This window comes from Xenorhabdus budapestensis (assembly GCF_002632465.1).
Lineage (GTDB): Bacteria > Pseudomonadota > Gammaproteobacteria > Enterobacterales > Enterobacteriaceae > Xenorhabdus > Xenorhabdus budapestensis.
In genome coordinates, this window is sequence record NZ_NIBS01000002.1 from 99,862 (window position 1) to 117,162 (window position 17,301).

Annotated in this window: 15 protein-coding genes and 2 pseudogenes; 8 read left to right on the plus strand and 9 right to left on the minus strand. The window is 41.6% G+C overall.

Annotation, left to right across the window (positions count from 1 at the left end):
• Positions 1 to 35 precede the first annotated feature (35 nt).
• Complete coding sequence (gene xseA / locus Xbud_RS03155; RefSeq protein WP_099134706.1) at positions 36 to 1,397, plus strand: exodeoxyribonuclease VII large subunit; 1,362 nt, start codon at positions 36 to 38, stop codon at positions 1,395 to 1,397.
• A 185-nt stretch (positions 1,398 to 1,582) separates the two neighbouring features.
• Positions 1,583 to 1,744: pseudogene (locus Xbud_RS03160) on the plus strand (IS1 family transposase); the annotation flags it as partial.
• A gap of 29 nt (positions 1,745 to 1,773) precedes the next feature.
• Here the strand turns inward: Xbud_RS03160 and Xbud_RS03165 are convergent.
• The 4 genes and pseudogenes from Xbud_RS03165 to maeB form a co-directional block, all read right to left on the minus strand.
• Positions 1,774 to 2,253: pseudogene (locus Xbud_RS03165) on the minus strand (prolyl oligopeptidase family serine peptidase); the annotation flags it as partial.
• Between the two features lie 73 nt (positions 2,254 to 2,326).
• A complete protein-coding gene (locus Xbud_RS03170; protein ID WP_099134707.1) occupies positions 2,327 to 3,130 on the minus strand; it encodes an energy transducer TonB family protein in 804 nt (267 codons plus the stop codon).
• Positions 3,131 to 3,254: 124 nt separating this feature from the next.
• Positions 3,255 to 4,145 (minus strand): ChaN family lipoprotein, encoded by an 891-nt coding sequence (locus Xbud_RS03175; protein WP_099134708.1) that lies wholly within the window; start codon positions 4,143 to 4,145, stop codon positions 3,255 to 3,257.
• Between the two features lie 153 nt (positions 4,146 to 4,298).
• Positions 4,299 to 6,578 carry an NADP-dependent oxaloacetate-decarboxylating malate dehydrogenase gene (gene maeB / locus Xbud_RS03180; RefSeq protein WP_099134709.1) on the minus strand — a complete coding sequence of 760 codons (2,280 nt, stop codon included), beginning with the start codon at positions 6,576 to 6,578 and terminating at the stop codon, positions 4,299 to 4,301.
• Positions 6,579 to 7,136: 558 nt separating this feature from the next.
• Here maeB and Xbud_RS03185 point away from each other — a divergent pair.
• From Xbud_RS03185 to Xbud_RS03215, 5 genes are all read left to right on the plus strand, one after another.
• The gene (locus Xbud_RS03185; RefSeq protein WP_099134710.1) at positions 7,137 to 7,772 is read left to right on the plus strand and encodes a response regulator; all 636 of its coding nucleotides are present in this window, start codon (positions 7,137 to 7,139) and stop codon (positions 7,770 to 7,772) included.
• A gap of 656 nt (positions 7,773 to 8,428) precedes the next feature.
• Positions 8,429 to 8,872, plus strand: coding sequence for an ArsC family reductase (locus Xbud_RS03200; protein ID WP_099134713.1), 444 nt, complete (start codon positions 8,429 to 8,431; stop codon positions 8,870 to 8,872).
• Positions 8,873 to 8,883: 11 nt separating this feature from the next.
• On the plus strand, positions 8,884 to 10,011 hold the full coding sequence (gene dapE, locus Xbud_RS03205) for a succinyl-diaminopimelate desuccinylase (protein WP_099134714.1): 1,128 nt from the start codon (positions 8,884 to 8,886) through the stop codon (positions 10,009 to 10,011).
• Positions 10,008 to 10,685 (plus strand): M15 family metallopeptidase, encoded by a 678-nt coding sequence (locus Xbud_RS03210; protein ID WP_099134715.1) that lies wholly within the window; start codon positions 10,008 to 10,010, stop codon positions 10,683 to 10,685. Before dapE ends, Xbud_RS03210 begins: the two co-directional genes overlap by 4 nt.
• Before the next feature lie 29 nt (positions 10,686 to 10,714).
• Positions 10,715 to 10,924, plus strand: coding sequence for a YpfN family protein (locus Xbud_RS03215; RefSeq protein WP_099134716.1), 210 nt, complete (start codon positions 10,715 to 10,717; stop codon positions 10,922 to 10,924).
• Here Xbud_RS03215 and Xbud_RS03220 read toward each other — a convergent pair.
• Together Xbud_RS03220 and Xbud_RS03225 are read right to left on the minus strand one after the other, a co-directional pair.
• The gene (locus Xbud_RS03220; protein ID WP_099134717.1) at positions 10,854 to 13,100 is read right to left on the minus strand and encodes a tRNA(Met) cytidine acetyltransferase TmcA; all 2,247 of its coding nucleotides are present in this window, start codon (positions 13,098 to 13,100) and stop codon (positions 10,854 to 10,856) included. The genes Xbud_RS03215 and Xbud_RS03220 overlap by 71 nt on opposite strands.
• Complete coding sequence (locus Xbud_RS03225; RefSeq protein WP_099134718.1) at positions 13,097 to 13,549, minus strand: DUF441 domain-containing protein; 453 nt, start codon at positions 13,547 to 13,549, stop codon at positions 13,097 to 13,099. Before Xbud_RS03225 ends, Xbud_RS03220 begins: the two co-directional genes overlap by 4 nt.
• Before the next feature lie 286 nt (positions 13,550 to 13,835).
• Between Xbud_RS03225 and Xbud_RS03230 the strand changes: the two genes are divergently transcribed.
• A complete protein-coding gene (locus Xbud_RS03230) occupies positions 13,836 to 14,171 on the plus strand; it encodes a hypothetical protein (protein ID WP_099134719.1) in 336 nt (111 codons plus the stop codon).
• 134 nt (positions 14,172 to 14,305) lie between these two features.
• On the opposite strand, the gene purC is transcribed toward Xbud_RS03230, so the two are convergent.
• The 3 genes from purC to dapA all read right to left on the minus strand — a co-directional run bounded on the left by purC (position 14,306) and on the right by dapA (position 17,086).
• Positions 14,306 to 15,019 (minus strand): phosphoribosylaminoimidazolesuccinocarboxamide synthase, encoded by a 714-nt coding sequence (gene purC, locus Xbud_RS03235; RefSeq protein WP_099134720.1) that lies wholly within the window; start codon positions 15,017 to 15,019, stop codon positions 14,306 to 14,308.
• Positions 15,020 to 15,123: 104 nt separating this feature from the next.
• Positions 15,124 to 16,170 (minus strand): outer membrane protein assembly factor BamC, encoded by a 1,047-nt coding sequence (gene bamC / locus Xbud_RS03240; protein WP_099134721.1) that lies wholly within the window; start codon positions 16,168 to 16,170, stop codon positions 15,124 to 15,126.
• A 16-nt stretch (positions 16,171 to 16,186) separates the two neighbouring features.
• A complete protein-coding gene (gene dapA, locus Xbud_RS03245; protein WP_099134722.1) occupies positions 16,187 to 17,086 on the minus strand; it encodes a 4-hydroxy-tetrahydrodipicolinate synthase in 900 nt (299 codons plus the stop codon).
• Positions 17,087 to 17,301: the final 215 nt, after the last annotated feature.

Consider the following 17,301-nt stretch of genomic DNA (forward strand, 5'->3'; position numbering starts at 1 on the left):
ATTAAGTCCTTGTTTTAAAATTTGATCTAGCTCACATGTCACTGCCAACCAACACTGGAATTTTTTCTGTTAGTCGTCTGAATCAGACGGTCCGTCAGCTATTGGAGCTGGAAATGGGTAGAATTTGGCTAAGTGCTGAAATTTCTAACTTTTCCCAACCTTCATCCGGGCACTGGTATTTCACGCTGAAAGATGAGCGGGCGCAAATCCGGGCAGCTATGTTCCGTAGTTACAATCTACGGGCGGCATTCCGACCACAAAATGGTCAGCAAGTATTAGTCAGAGCACAAATCACCCTGTATGAGCCACGTGGTGATTATCAGTTGATAGTAGAAAGCATCCAACCTGCTGGTGACGGGTTACTGCAACAGCAATTTGAAGTATTGAAACAAAAACTCTCCACAGAAGGATTGTTCGAGCAGATCTATAAAAAACCACTACCCTCGCCAGCTAAACGCCTTGGAGTGATCACTTCAGCCAGTGGCGCAGCATTGCACGATATTCTGAATATTCTGAAACGTCGTGATCCTTCTTTGCCCATTATTATTTATCCGACTGCGGTTCAGGGGGCAGAAGCTCCATTGCAGATTATTCGGGCTATTGAGCTGGCAAATACCCGACAAGAATGTGATGTTTTGATTGTCGGGCGTGGTGGCGGTTCGTTGGAGGATTTGTGGTGTTTCAATGACGAACAGGTAGCACGTGCGATATTTCAGAGCCAAATTCCTATCGTCAGTGCGGTTGGACATGAAATCGATGTCACAATTGCAGATTTTGTGGCTGATTTGCGTGCCCCCACTCCTTCTGCGGCGGCAGAATTGGTTAGCCGTAATCAAATTGAATTGTTGAGGCAAGTTCAGTCCCTGCAACAACGTCTCGAAATGGCGATGGATTACTTTTTTGCCCAAAAGCAGCGGATTTTTAATGGATTACAACATCGGCTCCAACAACAACGGCCTGATTTGCGGTTGGCACGTCAACAGAATCGTTTATCTGAATTACGTCAAAAATTGGTCGATGGTTTATTACGTTGCCTGAAACAGAATTCAATTTCCTATGAAAAATTAAATAAAAGACTGTTACAAAATAGCCCTGAGCAAGAGATCCGGCATTATAGCCAACATATTCAACAATATGATTTTCGGCTAAGACAGGCAATAGAACGACAATTATCTCGTTATAAAGAGAGATTTGCGGTTTCCTGTTCACACATGGAGGCCGTAAGCCCGTTAGCAACGTTGAGTCGTGGTTATAGTATCAGTGAAACCCCAGATGGGAAGTTGTTGAAGCAGGTTAAACAGGTCAAAGTTGGGGATTCGCTGAAAACCCGGTTGCAGGATGGCTGGGTTGAGAGTCAGGTGACGTTGGTGAAAAAAACCAGCAAAAGAAAAAAATAAATTCGGATAATTTTAATCTAATGAGGGGCTTATTGTTAATAATAAGCCCCTGTTTGTTTTTTTACTTTATCACTTGATGAATGATATTCTTATTCTACACTTAATTACATAATGTAATTATTCAAATAGGTAATAACTATATTAGTTGGAACAAGCACAATTTGGTCATGTATTAAATAGTTAGTTATTGTGATATGCTTCCCGAGGAAGATCACCTGACTGGAAAGACATTTACTCAGCGTACTCGAGTAAAAAGACTGAATAGAAAAACTATCAGTTATTCAAAATCCGAAGAAATGCACGATAAGGTGATAGAGACTTTTATTGAGCGTGAGTACCATTTTTGATATTCAATCTAACTATTTAATACATGACCCCACTTTGCAGGCTCCCAATATTGTACCTGAGAATCATGTAAACCCGTTGTCACTAATAAATGAGGGTAACGCTGGTGTTTAATATTATCGTAAGGGCTATAAGCTTTAATACGGAAATAAACTTCCTTATTATTTGGATTATCCCTCTCGTCATATTCACCTGTCGTTAAAGGAATAGATGGATCAAGCATGGTAGTCGCAGCATCAACAAAAGGAACTTTAGCGATCACACCACGGTATAACTCCGGTGCCTGATTAATCACCGCACCCATCAGTAAGCCGCCTGCACTGCCACCTTCCGCATAAACACGCTTACTGTCACCATATCCATCAGCAATTAATGTCTTAGTCGCATCAATAAAATCGTGGAAACTGTTCATTTTATTTTCGAGCTTACCTTGCAGATACCAGTTCCGGCCTAAATCGCCACCACCACGTATGTGCACCAAAGCATAAACAAAACCACGATCCTTTTTGTTAGCACGGCTTTTTTGGTTCTTGGTGAAAACACCGTTTTATACTGTGACATGCCATTCATCCTATTTTTTATTGTTATTGAGATAAAGTGAAATCAATTGGCAATTCAACTGTAACACTGCCATTGGTTAAAATAACATCAGGCGGAGCCGGTAAAGGCTGTGCCCTTTCCAATACAAGCCTTGCTTCCCTGTCAAGTGAGTTCGTCCCAGAACGTCTTACTAATTCACTGTCTATCACTGCACCAAATTGATTAACTGTGAATTTCACCATTGGACGCCCTGTCCGTTTTCTTCTCTGGGCATCCGCCGGATATCTTTTATAACGGTTTAAATGACCACTAACCTCAGCCTGCCAGACTGCTTTTGCATCAGCAACTGCATCCGAGTTACTTTCATAAGAGGCGGCTGTTCGGGAAGTAACATTATCCGCTGTGGTGCTACTGGTTGTTGGCGCTGAACTACTCTGGGATTTTTCACTTTCCTGCTCTTTTGCTTTCACTCGCTTAACAGATTGGGCTTTTTTAGGTACATCCTGCTCTTTTTGTTTCTTCTTTGGCTTATGAACTAAAATCTGTGCTTCTTCATTCACCGCCAATTTGGGCATATTGATTTCATCAACCTTGCTTTCCTGCTGATGGCTGGCAACAGATAATAATTGTTCAATACCAATCGGCTGTTTTTCGACCTTATGTATCGCTTCTGTCTGTAGCGATACTTCCATCATAACCGCAGGTGGAGGCAAAAATTCCTCAAGATCAAGATTCTTCGGTTTATAAATCAACCATCCGACCAATAAGGCATGAAGTGTGATAGCAGCGAGAAAGGATTTTGTCACGTGACCAACGTGAGTGGTTTGATACGTTGTATACGTCAACATTTTTATAGCACATTATGTCAAAGATAAATTTAGAGAATGATAATTAATTGAATATATAAATGAAAACTATTTTTATTTATTAAAATCATCACATCCTTGTGATAGATACAACTAATTAGTTACATTACTGGGAACTTTGGGGGGTAAACCAGACAAAATCAGCATATTCGTTGTTCAAAGAGACGCCTTGTTCAGCAATAACAAGCACAACAATCCGTTCATTGGACGCTATTTTTTTCACATGCTGAGGTACTCCCATCGCTTTTACGGCGTGATACCCTCCCGCAAATAACAACGCTGGTGATGGTGCTTTAATCAATTGTTCTGCCATTCGCTGATCACGTAATTGCTGAATTTTGCTTATGGCAGAGAGATGTAGTTCATCTATATTTCCACCATGGGAATTTTTAATAGTTTCGTCAATACGTTTTTTAACATCATCAGAGACTAGTGAAGCTCTATCTCCAGCCCTGTAATTTTTGTATGCCTGATCGATTTCACTACGATCCAAGTTTGCTGCTAACAATGGATAAGGTGCTTTCATCAGCTCCACAACCAGCTTTCCATATAACTCCCAAGGCCAACCTTGCTGCCACGCTAATAGATTTTTAATGCGCTCGTCTCTGACCGTTGGATTTCCCTGCAACCAGCTTTTAACTTTGTTCACTTTCTCTTGCTGGTCTGGGTTAATCATTTCCAGTAATACAGAGCCATGAGGACGTTTTTGCTCAAGTTGCTGAACCAGCCATAACTCAATTTGATGGTGATAAGGATTATCGTGTTTTTCACCCACAATGACTCTGGAATAGGTTGCCAATTGTTCGAGCAATTCATCAGAAGTGATAGATTTGCCTGTGTTCATATCAAGCAAAACCCCTGATTGGGTTAATTCACCGGGAAGAGATTGTTTTACTTCTTGAGAGTTATTTTGAGTGGTAGTCGGTGATGTTGTACAACTACCAAGCAGGAAAGCACATACTAAAAAAGTTGTTTTTATACAGGTAGATGTTTTCATTGATATTCATTATCACATTAAAAATTTCCCTGCATATTATAGATAATGAGAATCATTTACAAATAAAAATACCCTGCCAGGCAAAGACCCGGCAGAGTTGCTTATTTATTCATCCCTGTTTATTACTTAAATTAGGATGCTAATACGAATGAGTTATAGAGGATCAGTTTGTGCTTCAACCGCAGCCAATGCCACCATATTAACAATGCGACGAACAGAAGCGATTGGGGTCAGTACATGTACTGGCTTTGAGACTCCCATCAGTACCGGGCCAACAGTTACGCCATCCGAACCGGTAACACGTAATAGGTTATAACTGATACGTGCAGCTTCCATATTTGGCATAATCAACAGGTTAGCAGAACCTTTTAATGGACTGTCCGGCATGATGTCACGGCGAATACTTTCTACTAAGGCTGCATCACCATGCATTTCACCGTCAATTTCCAGTGACGGAGCCATTTGCTGTACCAGTTCCAGCGTCTTACGCATTTTTTGTGCAGAAGCACAATCAAAAGAACCAAAACTCGAACGCGATAATAAAGCAACCTTTGGTTCAATACCGAAGCGACGTACAGTTTCAGCCGCCATCAACGTGATTTCAGCCAGTTCCTCTGGAGTCGGATCTTCATTGACATAAGTGTCAGCAATAAAGGTATTCCCCATTGGCAACAATAAAGCATTCATTGCACCGGCTGTGCACGCCCCCTGACGGAAGCCAAAGACATCTTTTATAACTTGATAGTGTTCACCATAACTGCCAACCGTACCACAAATCAGACCATCCGCTTCACCACGATGTACCATGATGGCTCCGATCAATGTCGGATTACCAATAACAGCGCGGCGAGCCTGTTCCTGAGAAACACCACGGCGTTTCATCAGTTGGTAATATTCTTGCCAGTATTCTTTGAAGCGTGGATCATTTTCGTTGTTGACCACTTCAAAATCTTTACCGGCTTCAATATGAAGCCCTTGCTTTTTGATACGCATCTCAATGACACTTGGGCGACCAATCAGAATAGGGAATGCCAATCCGAGAGACACGAGTTCCTGAGTTGCATGCAGCACCCGAATATCTTCCCCTTCCGCCAATACAATGCGTTTTTTCTCTTTTTTCGCCTGAGCGAAAATCGGCTTCATAAATAAGTTGGTTTTGTAGACAAACTCATTCAGTTTTTCAATATAAGCGCCAAAATCAGTAATAGGACGTGTTGCAACACCGGAGTCCATCGCCGCTTTCGCTACAGCAGGCGCAATTTTTACAATCAACCGTGGATCAAACGGCTTTGGTATGATGTATTCAGGGCCAAAGAACAGATCCTGATCGCCATATGCAGAAGCAACTTCCTGACTCTGTTCAGCCAATGCCAGATCTGCAATTGCATGCACACAGGCCAGTTTCATCTCTTCATTAATGGTTGTTGCACCAACATCCAGTGCGCCACGGAAGATGAATGGGAAGCAGAGCACATTGTTAACCTGATTAGGATAATCAGAACGGCCAGTACAGAGAATTGCGTCGGGACGTACCGCTTTTGCTAGTGGTGGCAAGATCTCAGGTTCCGGATTTGCCAAAGCCATAATGAGTGGATCTTTCGCCATGGTTTTGACCATCTCTGGCGTCAGGACACCTGGCCCGGAACATCCGAGGAAAATATCAGTATCAGGAATTACGTCAGTGAGTGTGCGGCTACCGTTATCTTCAATAGCATAATTAGCTTTGGTTTTTTCCATGTTTTCTTCGCGACCACGATAGATAACACCTTTCGAGTCACAAACGACAATATTTTCACTCTTTAAGCCCAAAGCCACCAGCAGGTTCATACAGGCAATGGAGGCCGCACCCGCACCAGACACCACCATACGTACTTTACCGATGTCTTTATTAACAACGCGCAATCCATTAAGCACTGCCGCAGTACAAATGATTGCCGTACCATGCTGGTCATCATGGAACACAGGAATTTTCATCCGCTCACGAAGTTTCTGTTCAATGTAGAAACATTCTGGCGCTTTGATGTCTTCAAGGTTGATACCACCAAAAGTCGGCTCCAATGCCGCAATGATATCGATTAATTTATCAGGATTGGACTCATCAATTTCAATGTCAAAAACATCAATACCAGAAAATTTTTTGAATAGTACTCCCTTCCCTTCCATGACGGGTTTACCCGCCAATGCTCCGATATTGCCCAGTCCCAATACGGCACTACCATTGGAGATAACAGCCACCAAATTACCACGTGCAGTATATTTATAAGCTGCCAATGGATTTTCTGCTATTTCAAGACAAGGAGCTGCGACACCCGGCGAATATGCTAAGGCTAAGTCACGCTGTGTAGTCAACGGCTTAGTCGGAGTAACAGTGATTTTCCCCGGTTGCGGGAATTCATGAAAATCAAGGGCACTTTGTTTTAATTTTTCGTCCATCGTCTGATCCTTTGTGAGTCATGTCTAAGTAAAAATCTGTTCAGTATAATAGTCAAGGAAGGTTAAATCATGATACTAGCAATATTTTTATTAATAGCCACTGAAATAATCGTTCGCAAAATGATCTATTAATGATTTCATTTTAAACAACTCCATATATAAATACCTCAATTATACTCATAGAGAGGTATTTATATTTTCTATTCACTAATCACTCACTACATTAATTAAGAGAGGTATCTATCTAAGAAACAACTTTAAAATGAGTTTACAAAAACAAAACTTAATCTATAAAATAATCGTAGAAATTTGATTTAGAAAATTATTAGCAATTAGGGAAACTCATTTTCTCACGCTTGTGAATTTTATTTCACCTAAATGGATAAACCTGTTTGCGATATTTCTTTTTTTATATCAGGATATATTTTCAGAATCTCTATTATAGATGATTCAATATACTCCATAAAAATCACACAGCTATTTAACATAAAGCAGAATTCTGTTTTTTTATGTTTTATCAAAACATAAGATCTGCATTTCTATTATGGGAGAAGGAACATGCATAATCATACAGTCATGATAGTCGATGATCATCCTATCATTCGTCATGGTTTAAAAGGGTTGATTGAATCAGAGCGCGAACTCATTGTGACTGCTGAGACAGATAACGGCGAAGATGCCATTAATATCGCTTGCCAAATAAAACCAGATATTATTCTAATGGGTTTGAAAACCAACGGCCTTTCAGGAATTGATACGATTAAGTCGCTCCGCCGTAAAGGGCTTGATTCCTATGTTCTGGTACTTTCTGATTCAGCTAACCGAAGCGACGTTTATGATGCTGTTGATGCGGGTGCGAATGGTTATTTATTAAAAGATATTGAACTAACCCCTCTGCTGATTAACATAAAAAAAGCTGTAAATGGGCAAGCTGTATACAGTGAAAAAGTTTACCAATATTTATCTACTCGTCATCTTTATGTTGATCCTTTATCAAAATTAACTAAACGTGAATTAGACGTTTTAAAAGAAATCTCAGAAGGAATGACGAATAAAGAAATTGCTGATTTTCTTTTTATCTCAGAAGAAACTGTGAAAGTCCATACACGTAACTTATTGAAAAAACTTAAATCCCGCTCCCGTCTCGAAGCTACCATCATCTATCTGAAACATAGAAGAGCAGATTTAATATAACACTTGACATGCAATCTCTATAAAGAGAGACACAATTTCCCTGATTTTTATCAACAGGGAAATTGTGAATTAAATCAGATAAAAGTTAATTATAATTAATTCAATTTAATTTATAGTTAATTTCATTATAATAAATGTAATTATTGTATTTATTTGAAACTAATATTTAAGAATTAATTTATTCATGAAATATATATACCCTATGGATTTCAAGATGTATCGCGACGGCAAAAGAGTGACAAATTCTTCGGAAACGAATTTGCCCAGCCAAAGGCTGGCCTCCGGTGAGAGGCAGAAGCCTCTCACTAATCTCAAGAATATAGATAACTGTGTGACTGGGGTGAGCAAGTGAAGCCAACAAAGATGCAACTTGAAAGACGACGGGTATATATGAAAATTATACCTAATGGATCTCAAATTTACCGTAATTACCATATGTTGTTGAATGAATATAAGCAGCGAACACTATTGACAGGCAACATAGGTAAAATACACAGTTCGGTTCTGCCAGGGAATATGAAAGGTTCGTGTTATCTGGATAAAATGACAAATTTCCCGCATTATACCCAATAGACGTCAAGATGCGACCAACAAAGCGGCAACCTGGAAGATGGCAGGTATATGCCGGATGTGTAAACAAGACTAAGGCTCTCATAATGTCAGATACCACTCCTCAAAAAACATTCACTCTGTACGGTATCAAAAATTGCGATACTGTGAAAAAAGCACGTCGTTGGTTAGAAGATCAAGAGATCCCATATCAATTTCATGACTACCGTGTTGATGGCTTATCCCCTGAACTACTGCAAATATTCATTGAACAAGTAGGTTGGGAAACTTTACTGAATACCCGTGGCACAACCTGGCGCAAATTGCCTGATGAGCAAAGAGCTACTATCAACAACGCCGAAGCCGCTAAAGAACTGATGCTGGAACAACCCGCTATCATTAAACGCCCACTGTTAGTTTCAAAACCAGTAATCTCAAAACCATCAACATCGGAAACAATAGCATCAGCAGCAGAAAGCTACTTACTGGGCTTCAAGGCTGAACAATACCAACAGTTTTTTTCTCATGACTGTTCTCTTACGGCTAAATAAGGGTTTACATGATGACTTGTCCAGTAACTGAACTGACTCAGGAATTAATTAAGCGGCCTTCAGTCAGCCCCGATGATCAGGGCTGTCAGGAAATTCTGATCCAACGTCTGCAAAATGCGGGTTTTACAATAGAAAGGATGCCTTTCGGTGATACTCTGAATTTCTGGGCCTATCGTGGAACAGGGGTAACCTTTGCTCTCGCTGGGCATACTGACGTTGTCCCTGCTGGTGATACCTCAGAATGGCAAAGCCCACCATTCGAGCCAATTATCCGTGACGGTATGTTGTATGGTCGTGGTGCAGCAGATATGAAAGGTTCCCTGGCTGCAATGATAGTTGCAGCAGAACGCTTTGTTGCTGATAACCCTAATCATCGGGGCCGCCTTGCTTTTTTGATTACTTCAGATGAAGAAGCTAATGCAGTAAATGGCACTGTCAAAGTTGTTGAAACATTAATGTCACGCCATGAACAATTGGATTATTGCCTAGTGGGCGAACCTTCCAGCCAGAAGCGTCTCGGTGATACGATCAAAAATGGACGCCGGGGCTCCCTGACCGCCAATGTAACCATTCACGGTATTCAAGGGCATGTTGCATATCCTCAATTCGCTGATAATCCTATTCACCACTCACTCCCCTTCCTACAGGAGTTAGTTAATACTAAATGGGACGACGGTAATGAATTCTTCCCTGCCACCAGTATGCAAATCGTCAATATTCTGGCAGGTACGGGAAGCAATAATGTCATACCGGGTAAATTGCAGGTTCAGTTTAATTTCCGTTTCAGTACCGAACTGACAGACACTGATATCTGCCAGCGAGTCGAAGATATGCTGAAAAAACATGAAATAAAGCATGAAATCGAATGGTGGTTATCCGGTCAGCCTTTCCTGACCTGTAAAGGGGAACTTGTTGATGCGACGGTTGAAGCCATCAAACATTATTGTGGATATCAATCAGAATTATCGACAAGCGGCGGCACATCTGATGGGCGCTTTATTGCCAAAATGGGCGGGCAGGTCGTGGAATTGGGGCCTATTAATGCAACTATTCACAAAACAAATGAATGTGTCAGCGTGTCTGATTTACAGGAGTTGAGTCTGATCTATCAACGCATCATGGAGCAATTAATCAAATGATGACGCCTGAAATGCTGACTGGTGTATCAACAGATCATTTGGTGACACTTTCTGGTAATCACCGTTTACAATTTGACGCCACCAAAGCATTCCTTGCCATGCAACGAGACGCTGCCAAAGCAGGCTTTAAGTTACAGCCTGCCAGCTCTTTTCGTGATTTCACACGCCAACAAACTATCTGGAATGAAAAATTTCGGGGACAACGACCAGTCTTAGATATCAACAACCAGCTTCTTGATATTATTCAAATGACTGAAGGAGAAATTTGCGAAGCCATTCTCCGTTGGTCTGCCTTACCGGGAGCCAGCCGACATCATTGGGGAACTGAGCTGGATATTTATGATCCTTTTCTGTTGCCACAAGGCAAACAGTTATTATTGGAACCGTGGGAATATGAAGATGGTGGTTACTTTGAACCACTATCAGATTGGTTAACAGAAAATATGTCCTGTTATGATTTCTATCGGCCATTTACCCGCGCCACGGTGCGAGGTGTAGCTTATGAACCCTGGCATATCAGTTACTGGCCGCTATCTCATGAAGCAGAATGTTTATTCAATGAACCAGTCTTATTAGACGTCTGGCAGGATCGTGACATTGCCGGCATTCATTGGTTGACTGCAAACCTCTCCTATATTTTTGAAAAATATATCAAAATAACAGAAGAGGTTTAAGGTCAATCACAATATTAGAGGAGCCTGTTATGCACTGGCTAATGGATTATTGGTGGGTAGTTCTGTTGTTACTCGCAGGCATTATTATCAATGCGATAAAAGAACTGAGCCGCATCAACACAAAGCGTTTTTTGGATAACAAGCCTGAACTCCCTCCTCACCGGGATCTTAACGCTGCATGGGATGATGAGGACGATTGGCCTCAGGCAAGTGGTAAGAAGGTAGATCACAAGAAATAACTCGATCTTTCCATTGCCTGGCAAGTATTTTATCAATACTTGCCAATGCACTTACTGCCTCTTCTCGCCAGCGTTTTAACAACGCTTTACGTCCATTCAGAGACAAATCACGCACACATTGCTCAATCTCCATCTTCTGTTGGAGATGTTTTCTCAATGCAGGCAGAGCCAGATCATTCGCTAACAATAAGCGTTGCAATGCAAAATAAGAAGCGGATAAGGGACGATGCGCAAATGCAAAACCAGCCAGCTCTTGCCAGTCATTCTCATTAAGTTGATCATCATCTTGATGAGCAATAGGTAAAACAAACCCAATCAATGACTCCAACCCATTCGCATCACGGGATAATTGTTGCTGTGCAGACTGAGCAAGCCATATCCCTTGTTCACTCAACGGCAAAATAGCCATCGCGGTATAGCAACCACTGCTCGCTTCAAGATGTGTTCCCATCCGTACCAACCGAAAACCGCATTTTTGCCAAAGTGCCCAAAGTTCAGCAGTGTAACCAAAGCTGACCGACAAGAAGTCCAGATTTTTCTCGTGTGCTGCCTGACATTGTTGGGCAATCAAACACTGCGCGATACCAAGACGACGATATTGTGCTTGTACCGCAATGCGGCTGACTCTTTGTGATCGCATTGTAGTAGCCTGAGGAAAACCACTGTGCGCTGCCAGCGATTGAGCCACCAGATTTCCCCTTGGGCGACGGCGGCCAGCCCATATTTCATGCGCCAGTGCCGGTGACAACCCTCCTTCATTCACCATCCATAGTGCACCAATCAGCTGTGGGTTATCATGCACAACACAAGAAGACATAGCAGCCAGAAATGTCATTCCATTGCCATCCAGCAAACGGCGCAAATCAAGAGGAGAAGTTCGATAATGGGCACTTGTTAATAACCCATAGAACTGGCGCAATAACCAAGGTTGTTGTAACCACGTTGCTTGTTCAATGAAATTGAAGGATAAGTTTTTTTCAATATCAAAATGAGGCGCTTGTTGAGAAAATAATCGACTATCATCAATACCGTTATCAAATAACAATGCGCTATCCAGCCATGTTTCTAATGGATCATTTTCGGCCCAACGCATTGGTGTTTTCAGCTCTCTGATATGACAATCGGGTAAAGCAGAACAGAATTTCAATAAAAATCCTCGTCCGGTTCCTTCATAACCCTGTACAGTCGTGGTTAATAGCACACGTGGAAAATGCCGAATAAGTTCCGCTAACTGTGGAATTGGAATTGCAGCCGCCTCATCAATTAAAAGCCAGTCTGCCGCTATCTTCCGTTCTGCACTCTTGTTGTCTGTGCTCTGATATTCTTTCAGTCGAAGAAATTTCAGTAAGTTATCGACCGACCAGAATTGCGGCCCCCGTTCACTAGAGCCAGTATCCGAATGATCAAAACCCCTGGAATAACAACGAATAACTTCTGTCGTTACTTTTGCTGGTGCACATAACCAACATTTTCCTTGCCACTGACGCACTAACATCCCGGCAAGCGCAGACTTTCCTCGCCCACGTGGTGCAGTAATCACCCAAACACCTTGTGAAACTTGTAACAACTGTTCAAGTATCAACTGCTGACTGATTGTCGGATTACCATCCGGCATGTTCCACGGCTGAGTTTGAGGCAATAACTCCGGATGAAAAGACGTTTCTTGCCGCCATAATAAACAATTCGGAGAAGTAAGGAGCTGCCATTGAATATGCTGAATAAAACGCGGAGTGGGGATTACACCAACAGACTCATTCCAGCGAGAGCTATCTTCATCTGGCAAATTAGCCCATTGTTTCCAGACAGGGACACGCATCACCAGCCAGCTTCCTGCTTTCAGCGTCCCCGCCAGTATCGCTAACGCTTCAGCATTAAAGCCACAGGTTGCATCAAAAACCCCATGTAAAAATTCTCTTCCCAGTAAACCAACCGATTTTGTGGGCTCAATAGCACTTGTAGGTTCAACAACACCATGAGTTTTAATCGTATAGGAAGTGTTGATAACATCATGAGCGTTGGAAGTAATCGTGATCCAATCTCCCTGAAACACCCCTTTCAAATAAGTGACGATCTGTTCACTCCACTGACTCTCACCGCTTAATACCAGCAAACGGCGCTGTCCTTGTCGTTGCATTTGTTCCTGCAACGCTCTCCATTTCAAATCCAATTCTGTCATGATTTGCCAATTACAATGGACAATATGCCTGCCGCAATCAATGGGCCGACCGGAACCCCTTTAAACAATGCTACACCTAACACCGTACCGACCAATAACCCCGCGACTGTAGAGGGTTGATTTGACATCAGGGATACACCCCGACTACCTAGCCACGACACAAGAACACCGACGACAATAGCGAGCAACGATTTCCAATTCAGGAATGAACTGAAAATTTCTTGTGCAGAAATTTTCCCACTGGCGATAGGAGCCATGACTCCTACTGTGAGAATCAAAATACCCAGTGTTAAACCATATTTTTCGACCCAAGGGAAAAATTGATTCAATGAGGTAATGCGGACGACCAGCAAAAACAACATGGCCAATGTTACCGTCATGTTATGGCTAATAATACCAAGCCCAGCCAGTACTAATAAGATAAGTAAAGTGGGATCAATCTGACTCATAAATTTCCTGTTTTCTACAAAAATAGAAGAAAATGCTTCTGACAGTAACCAATGTATTATCTGACGCAGAGCAGAATAATAACTTAATTGTCCGACATGTAAGCAAACCTATTGATGTTCGGTAAAAATATACCAACGAATAACTATATTTTCATAATAAAATAGTTGCTAAGATATTCTTAATCTTTCAAGTTATCTCTATGATAGATATTAATTCTTTTATTAAGGTGAATGCGGAAAGGTTGTGGGGAATACCTCGCAAACAGGATGCGTTCGTACAGGAAATATGAAAAAATCAGCGCTTTTAATCACTATAAGTATGCTATTAACCGGTTGTACCACTCAATGGGTACCCGCAAGGAGTAATCCCACACCTTTTCACGAAGCAAATGCAGAGTGTAATATAAGCGCTATGCAACAATTTCCAGTGAAAAACGAAGTGGCTCAAACGTCTCGCCTCCAAACAGTCAAAAATTACTGTGGTAAAGATTGTTCTTATGAACAAAGAGTACCGATAACCGAGAGTTACATCATTGACGCCAATGAACGTTCCAGAAATCAGGTTTATCGCTTTTGTATGCAGCAAAAAGGCTGGCAGCAACAAACAAAATACCTGCTGTAACCCATGGAAACTAATACATAATTGATTTCATGCATTTCATTTTTCAAGTTGCAGCTAACAAAGCTGCAACTTGAAATTTATTGGATATAGATATTGCCAATTAGCTACATCCATTTAAGTAATCGTTTGCGTCATCAATCTAAAATAACGCCAATACGGTGAGCTACCTCTTCATACGCTTCAACTAAGCCACCAAGACTTTGGCGAAAACGATCTTTATCCATTTTATCCATCGTTTGTTTATCCCATAAACGACTACCATCTGGTGAAAACTCATCACCCAATACGATTTTCCCTTTGAACAGACCAAATTCCAGTTTAAAGTCCACCAAAATTAAGCCCGCATCATCAAATACCTGACTTAAAACTTCATTGGCTTTGTAACTCAGACACTTCATCTCAGCTAAGTGTTCCTTGCTGACCCAGCCGAATGTTTCGCAATACGATTCATTAACCATCGGGTCATGTCTGGCATCATCTTTCAGGAACAAGTCAAACAAAGGTGGATTCAGAACCATCCCTTCTTCCACACCGAGGCGTTTCACAAGTGAACCTGCCGCACGGTTACGAATAACACATTCAACAGGCACCATATTCAGTTTTTTGACCAGAGATTCATTCTCTGATAACAACTGCTCCATCTGGGTCGGAATACCTGCTTCTTCCAATTTACGCATAATGAAATAGTTGAATTTATTATTCACCATTCCTTTACGATCAAACTGTTCAATGCGTTCACCATCCAATGCTGATGTATCATTACGGAATTCCAGCACAAGCAGATCAGGATTATCAGTAGTGTACACTGTTTTTGCCTTTCCACGATACAACTCAGCTTTTTTCTGCATATTACACTCCAGAGATGCGACATCTTTAAACGGAAAATTAAACAAAACATCTAACCTAAAACATTTCACTCAAATATATAAAGGGGCTTAAGCCCCTTTATATGTTATTTGTTTGTGGTCTTGCTAAATGCTGCTTGCAGCACCGCGACCATTTGATCATTTTCGGATTGAGTCAGCGGCTTACCTTTTTCGCTAATAAATTGCAAACTGCTTCGGTTATCCAGATCACCTACCTGTAACTTGTAGTTTCCTGCACTGATAGTCGGTGCCTCAACACTTAATGCTTCCCAACCTGAAGAAGATAGTTCCTTATACGTTAGCGCTATAGCGCCAGTCGAACGGGTGCGATCGGTAACTTGCATGCCGATGCTTTCCAATGCATATGGCAGCCTGTTCCAGACTGTATTGTATGGTGCACGGACAATAATTTGTGGCAGCCCTGTGTTATCACTACCGCTCTGTACCACCAAAGCACCAGTATCTGGGGTTCCGCTCTGAGCCAACAATTCTTGTTGTTCACTCAAACCCCTGACCAGTTCGTTAAGCATTAATGCGTTGTAATGCTGGATTTCCAGTGGATTGTTGACAACCTTACCGCTATGTTCCAAACCTGCATTTGAAACAGTCAAGACTATTTGATAACCCTGCTGAGCAACCGAAATGTGGTAACGTCCCTTATAAGGAACATTTTCATCTGACCGTGGCCACAAAATCCAGTCAGTTGTCAACGTTTTGGTAGCATCATTTCGTTGACTGACCTGATAACCTTTCTTAGCCAAGAAACTATTCACTTGTGACCACAATTTGCTGTATTCAGGAGTATTTTCAAGCAACAGCTTACTGCTTTGTGCGCTATTTTCAACACGAGACCCTGTCAATAACGCCAATGCCTGCAGTGGTGGACGTATATCAACAGCCTTTCCAGTTGCCCCTTGTAAAGCCACTGGCGGAATATCATATTCACCATTTTGTAGTGGTAAGTTCATCCCAGCGGGAATATTCAATATTTTCAGAGGAGGAGTTTCAAGATAAGACTCATCCCCACTTACCTGACGTTTATAGCTCTGATCGCTGGAGCAGGCTGCCAGCAAAACGACAAATGACAGGCCAGCAACCTTCATGACCTTCGATTTTTGCAATAATGTTGCCATTAAAATTCCCTAAATTTTACAGTAATGCAGCCACTTTCAAGGCATTCTCAACTGAAATTTGCCCTTCTTGCGTCAATGCAATTATTGGCAGACGCAATGTGTCATCGGCAATTAATCCCAGTTTATGACAAGCCCATTTAGCTGGCGCCGGGCTAGGTTCAATAAATAATTTATGATGCAATTCCATCAGTCGGCTGTTCAGGCTACGCGCTTTCGCAAATTCACCACGACGAGCCAACTCACAAATTTGTGCCATTTCTGCTGCTGCCACATTCGTTGTTACAGAAATAACTCCTTTTCCACCAAGATGCATGAAATCAAGAAAACTTGCATCATCACCACTCAACAGAATGAAATTCTCATCATTAACTAATTCTCGGATCTGACTGACACGACTTAAATTCCCTGTTGCTTCCTTAATTGCGACAATATTTTTCAATTTCGCCAAGCGTGCAACAGTCGATGGCAGCAAATCACATCCAGTACGAGATGGTACATTATACAGAATTTGTGGTAAGTCGGTATTCTCAGCTATCGCTTTATAGTGCTGGTATAAACCTTCCTGCGATGGCTTATTATAATAAGGTGTCACAGACAGGCAACCAACAACTCCCGTATTTTCAAAGCATCGGGTCAACGAAATCGCTTCCGCAGTGGCATTTGCGCCTGTTCCGGCAATAATCGGAATACGACCATCAGCTAATTCAAGGGTTGTCAGTACAACATCTACATGCTCATCATGAGTAAGTGTGGCACACTCCCCGGTTGTCCCAACAGAAACAATTGATGATGTACCACTGGCGACATGATAATCAATCAATTTTTTCAAACTGGCCTTGTCAACCTGACCAGTTAGATCCATTGGTGTGATTATTGCAACCATACTACCCGTAAAATCGAAGTGACCACTCTCCATTACCATTTCCCCTCAACTAAATCTTACACTGCAAACAAGAAAATCATGGTACTTTCTTGTTATAAGGAAGGAAACTCTTTAACCTTACGATTTCAATGAATTTTGTTAATATCAAGTGTAGACGATTAAACAGAGATTATAATCGTGCCCTTTCTGCCATAAATGCCATTGACCTTCTGCTGATCATTTTTTATGTTTAATAACGATATATATAG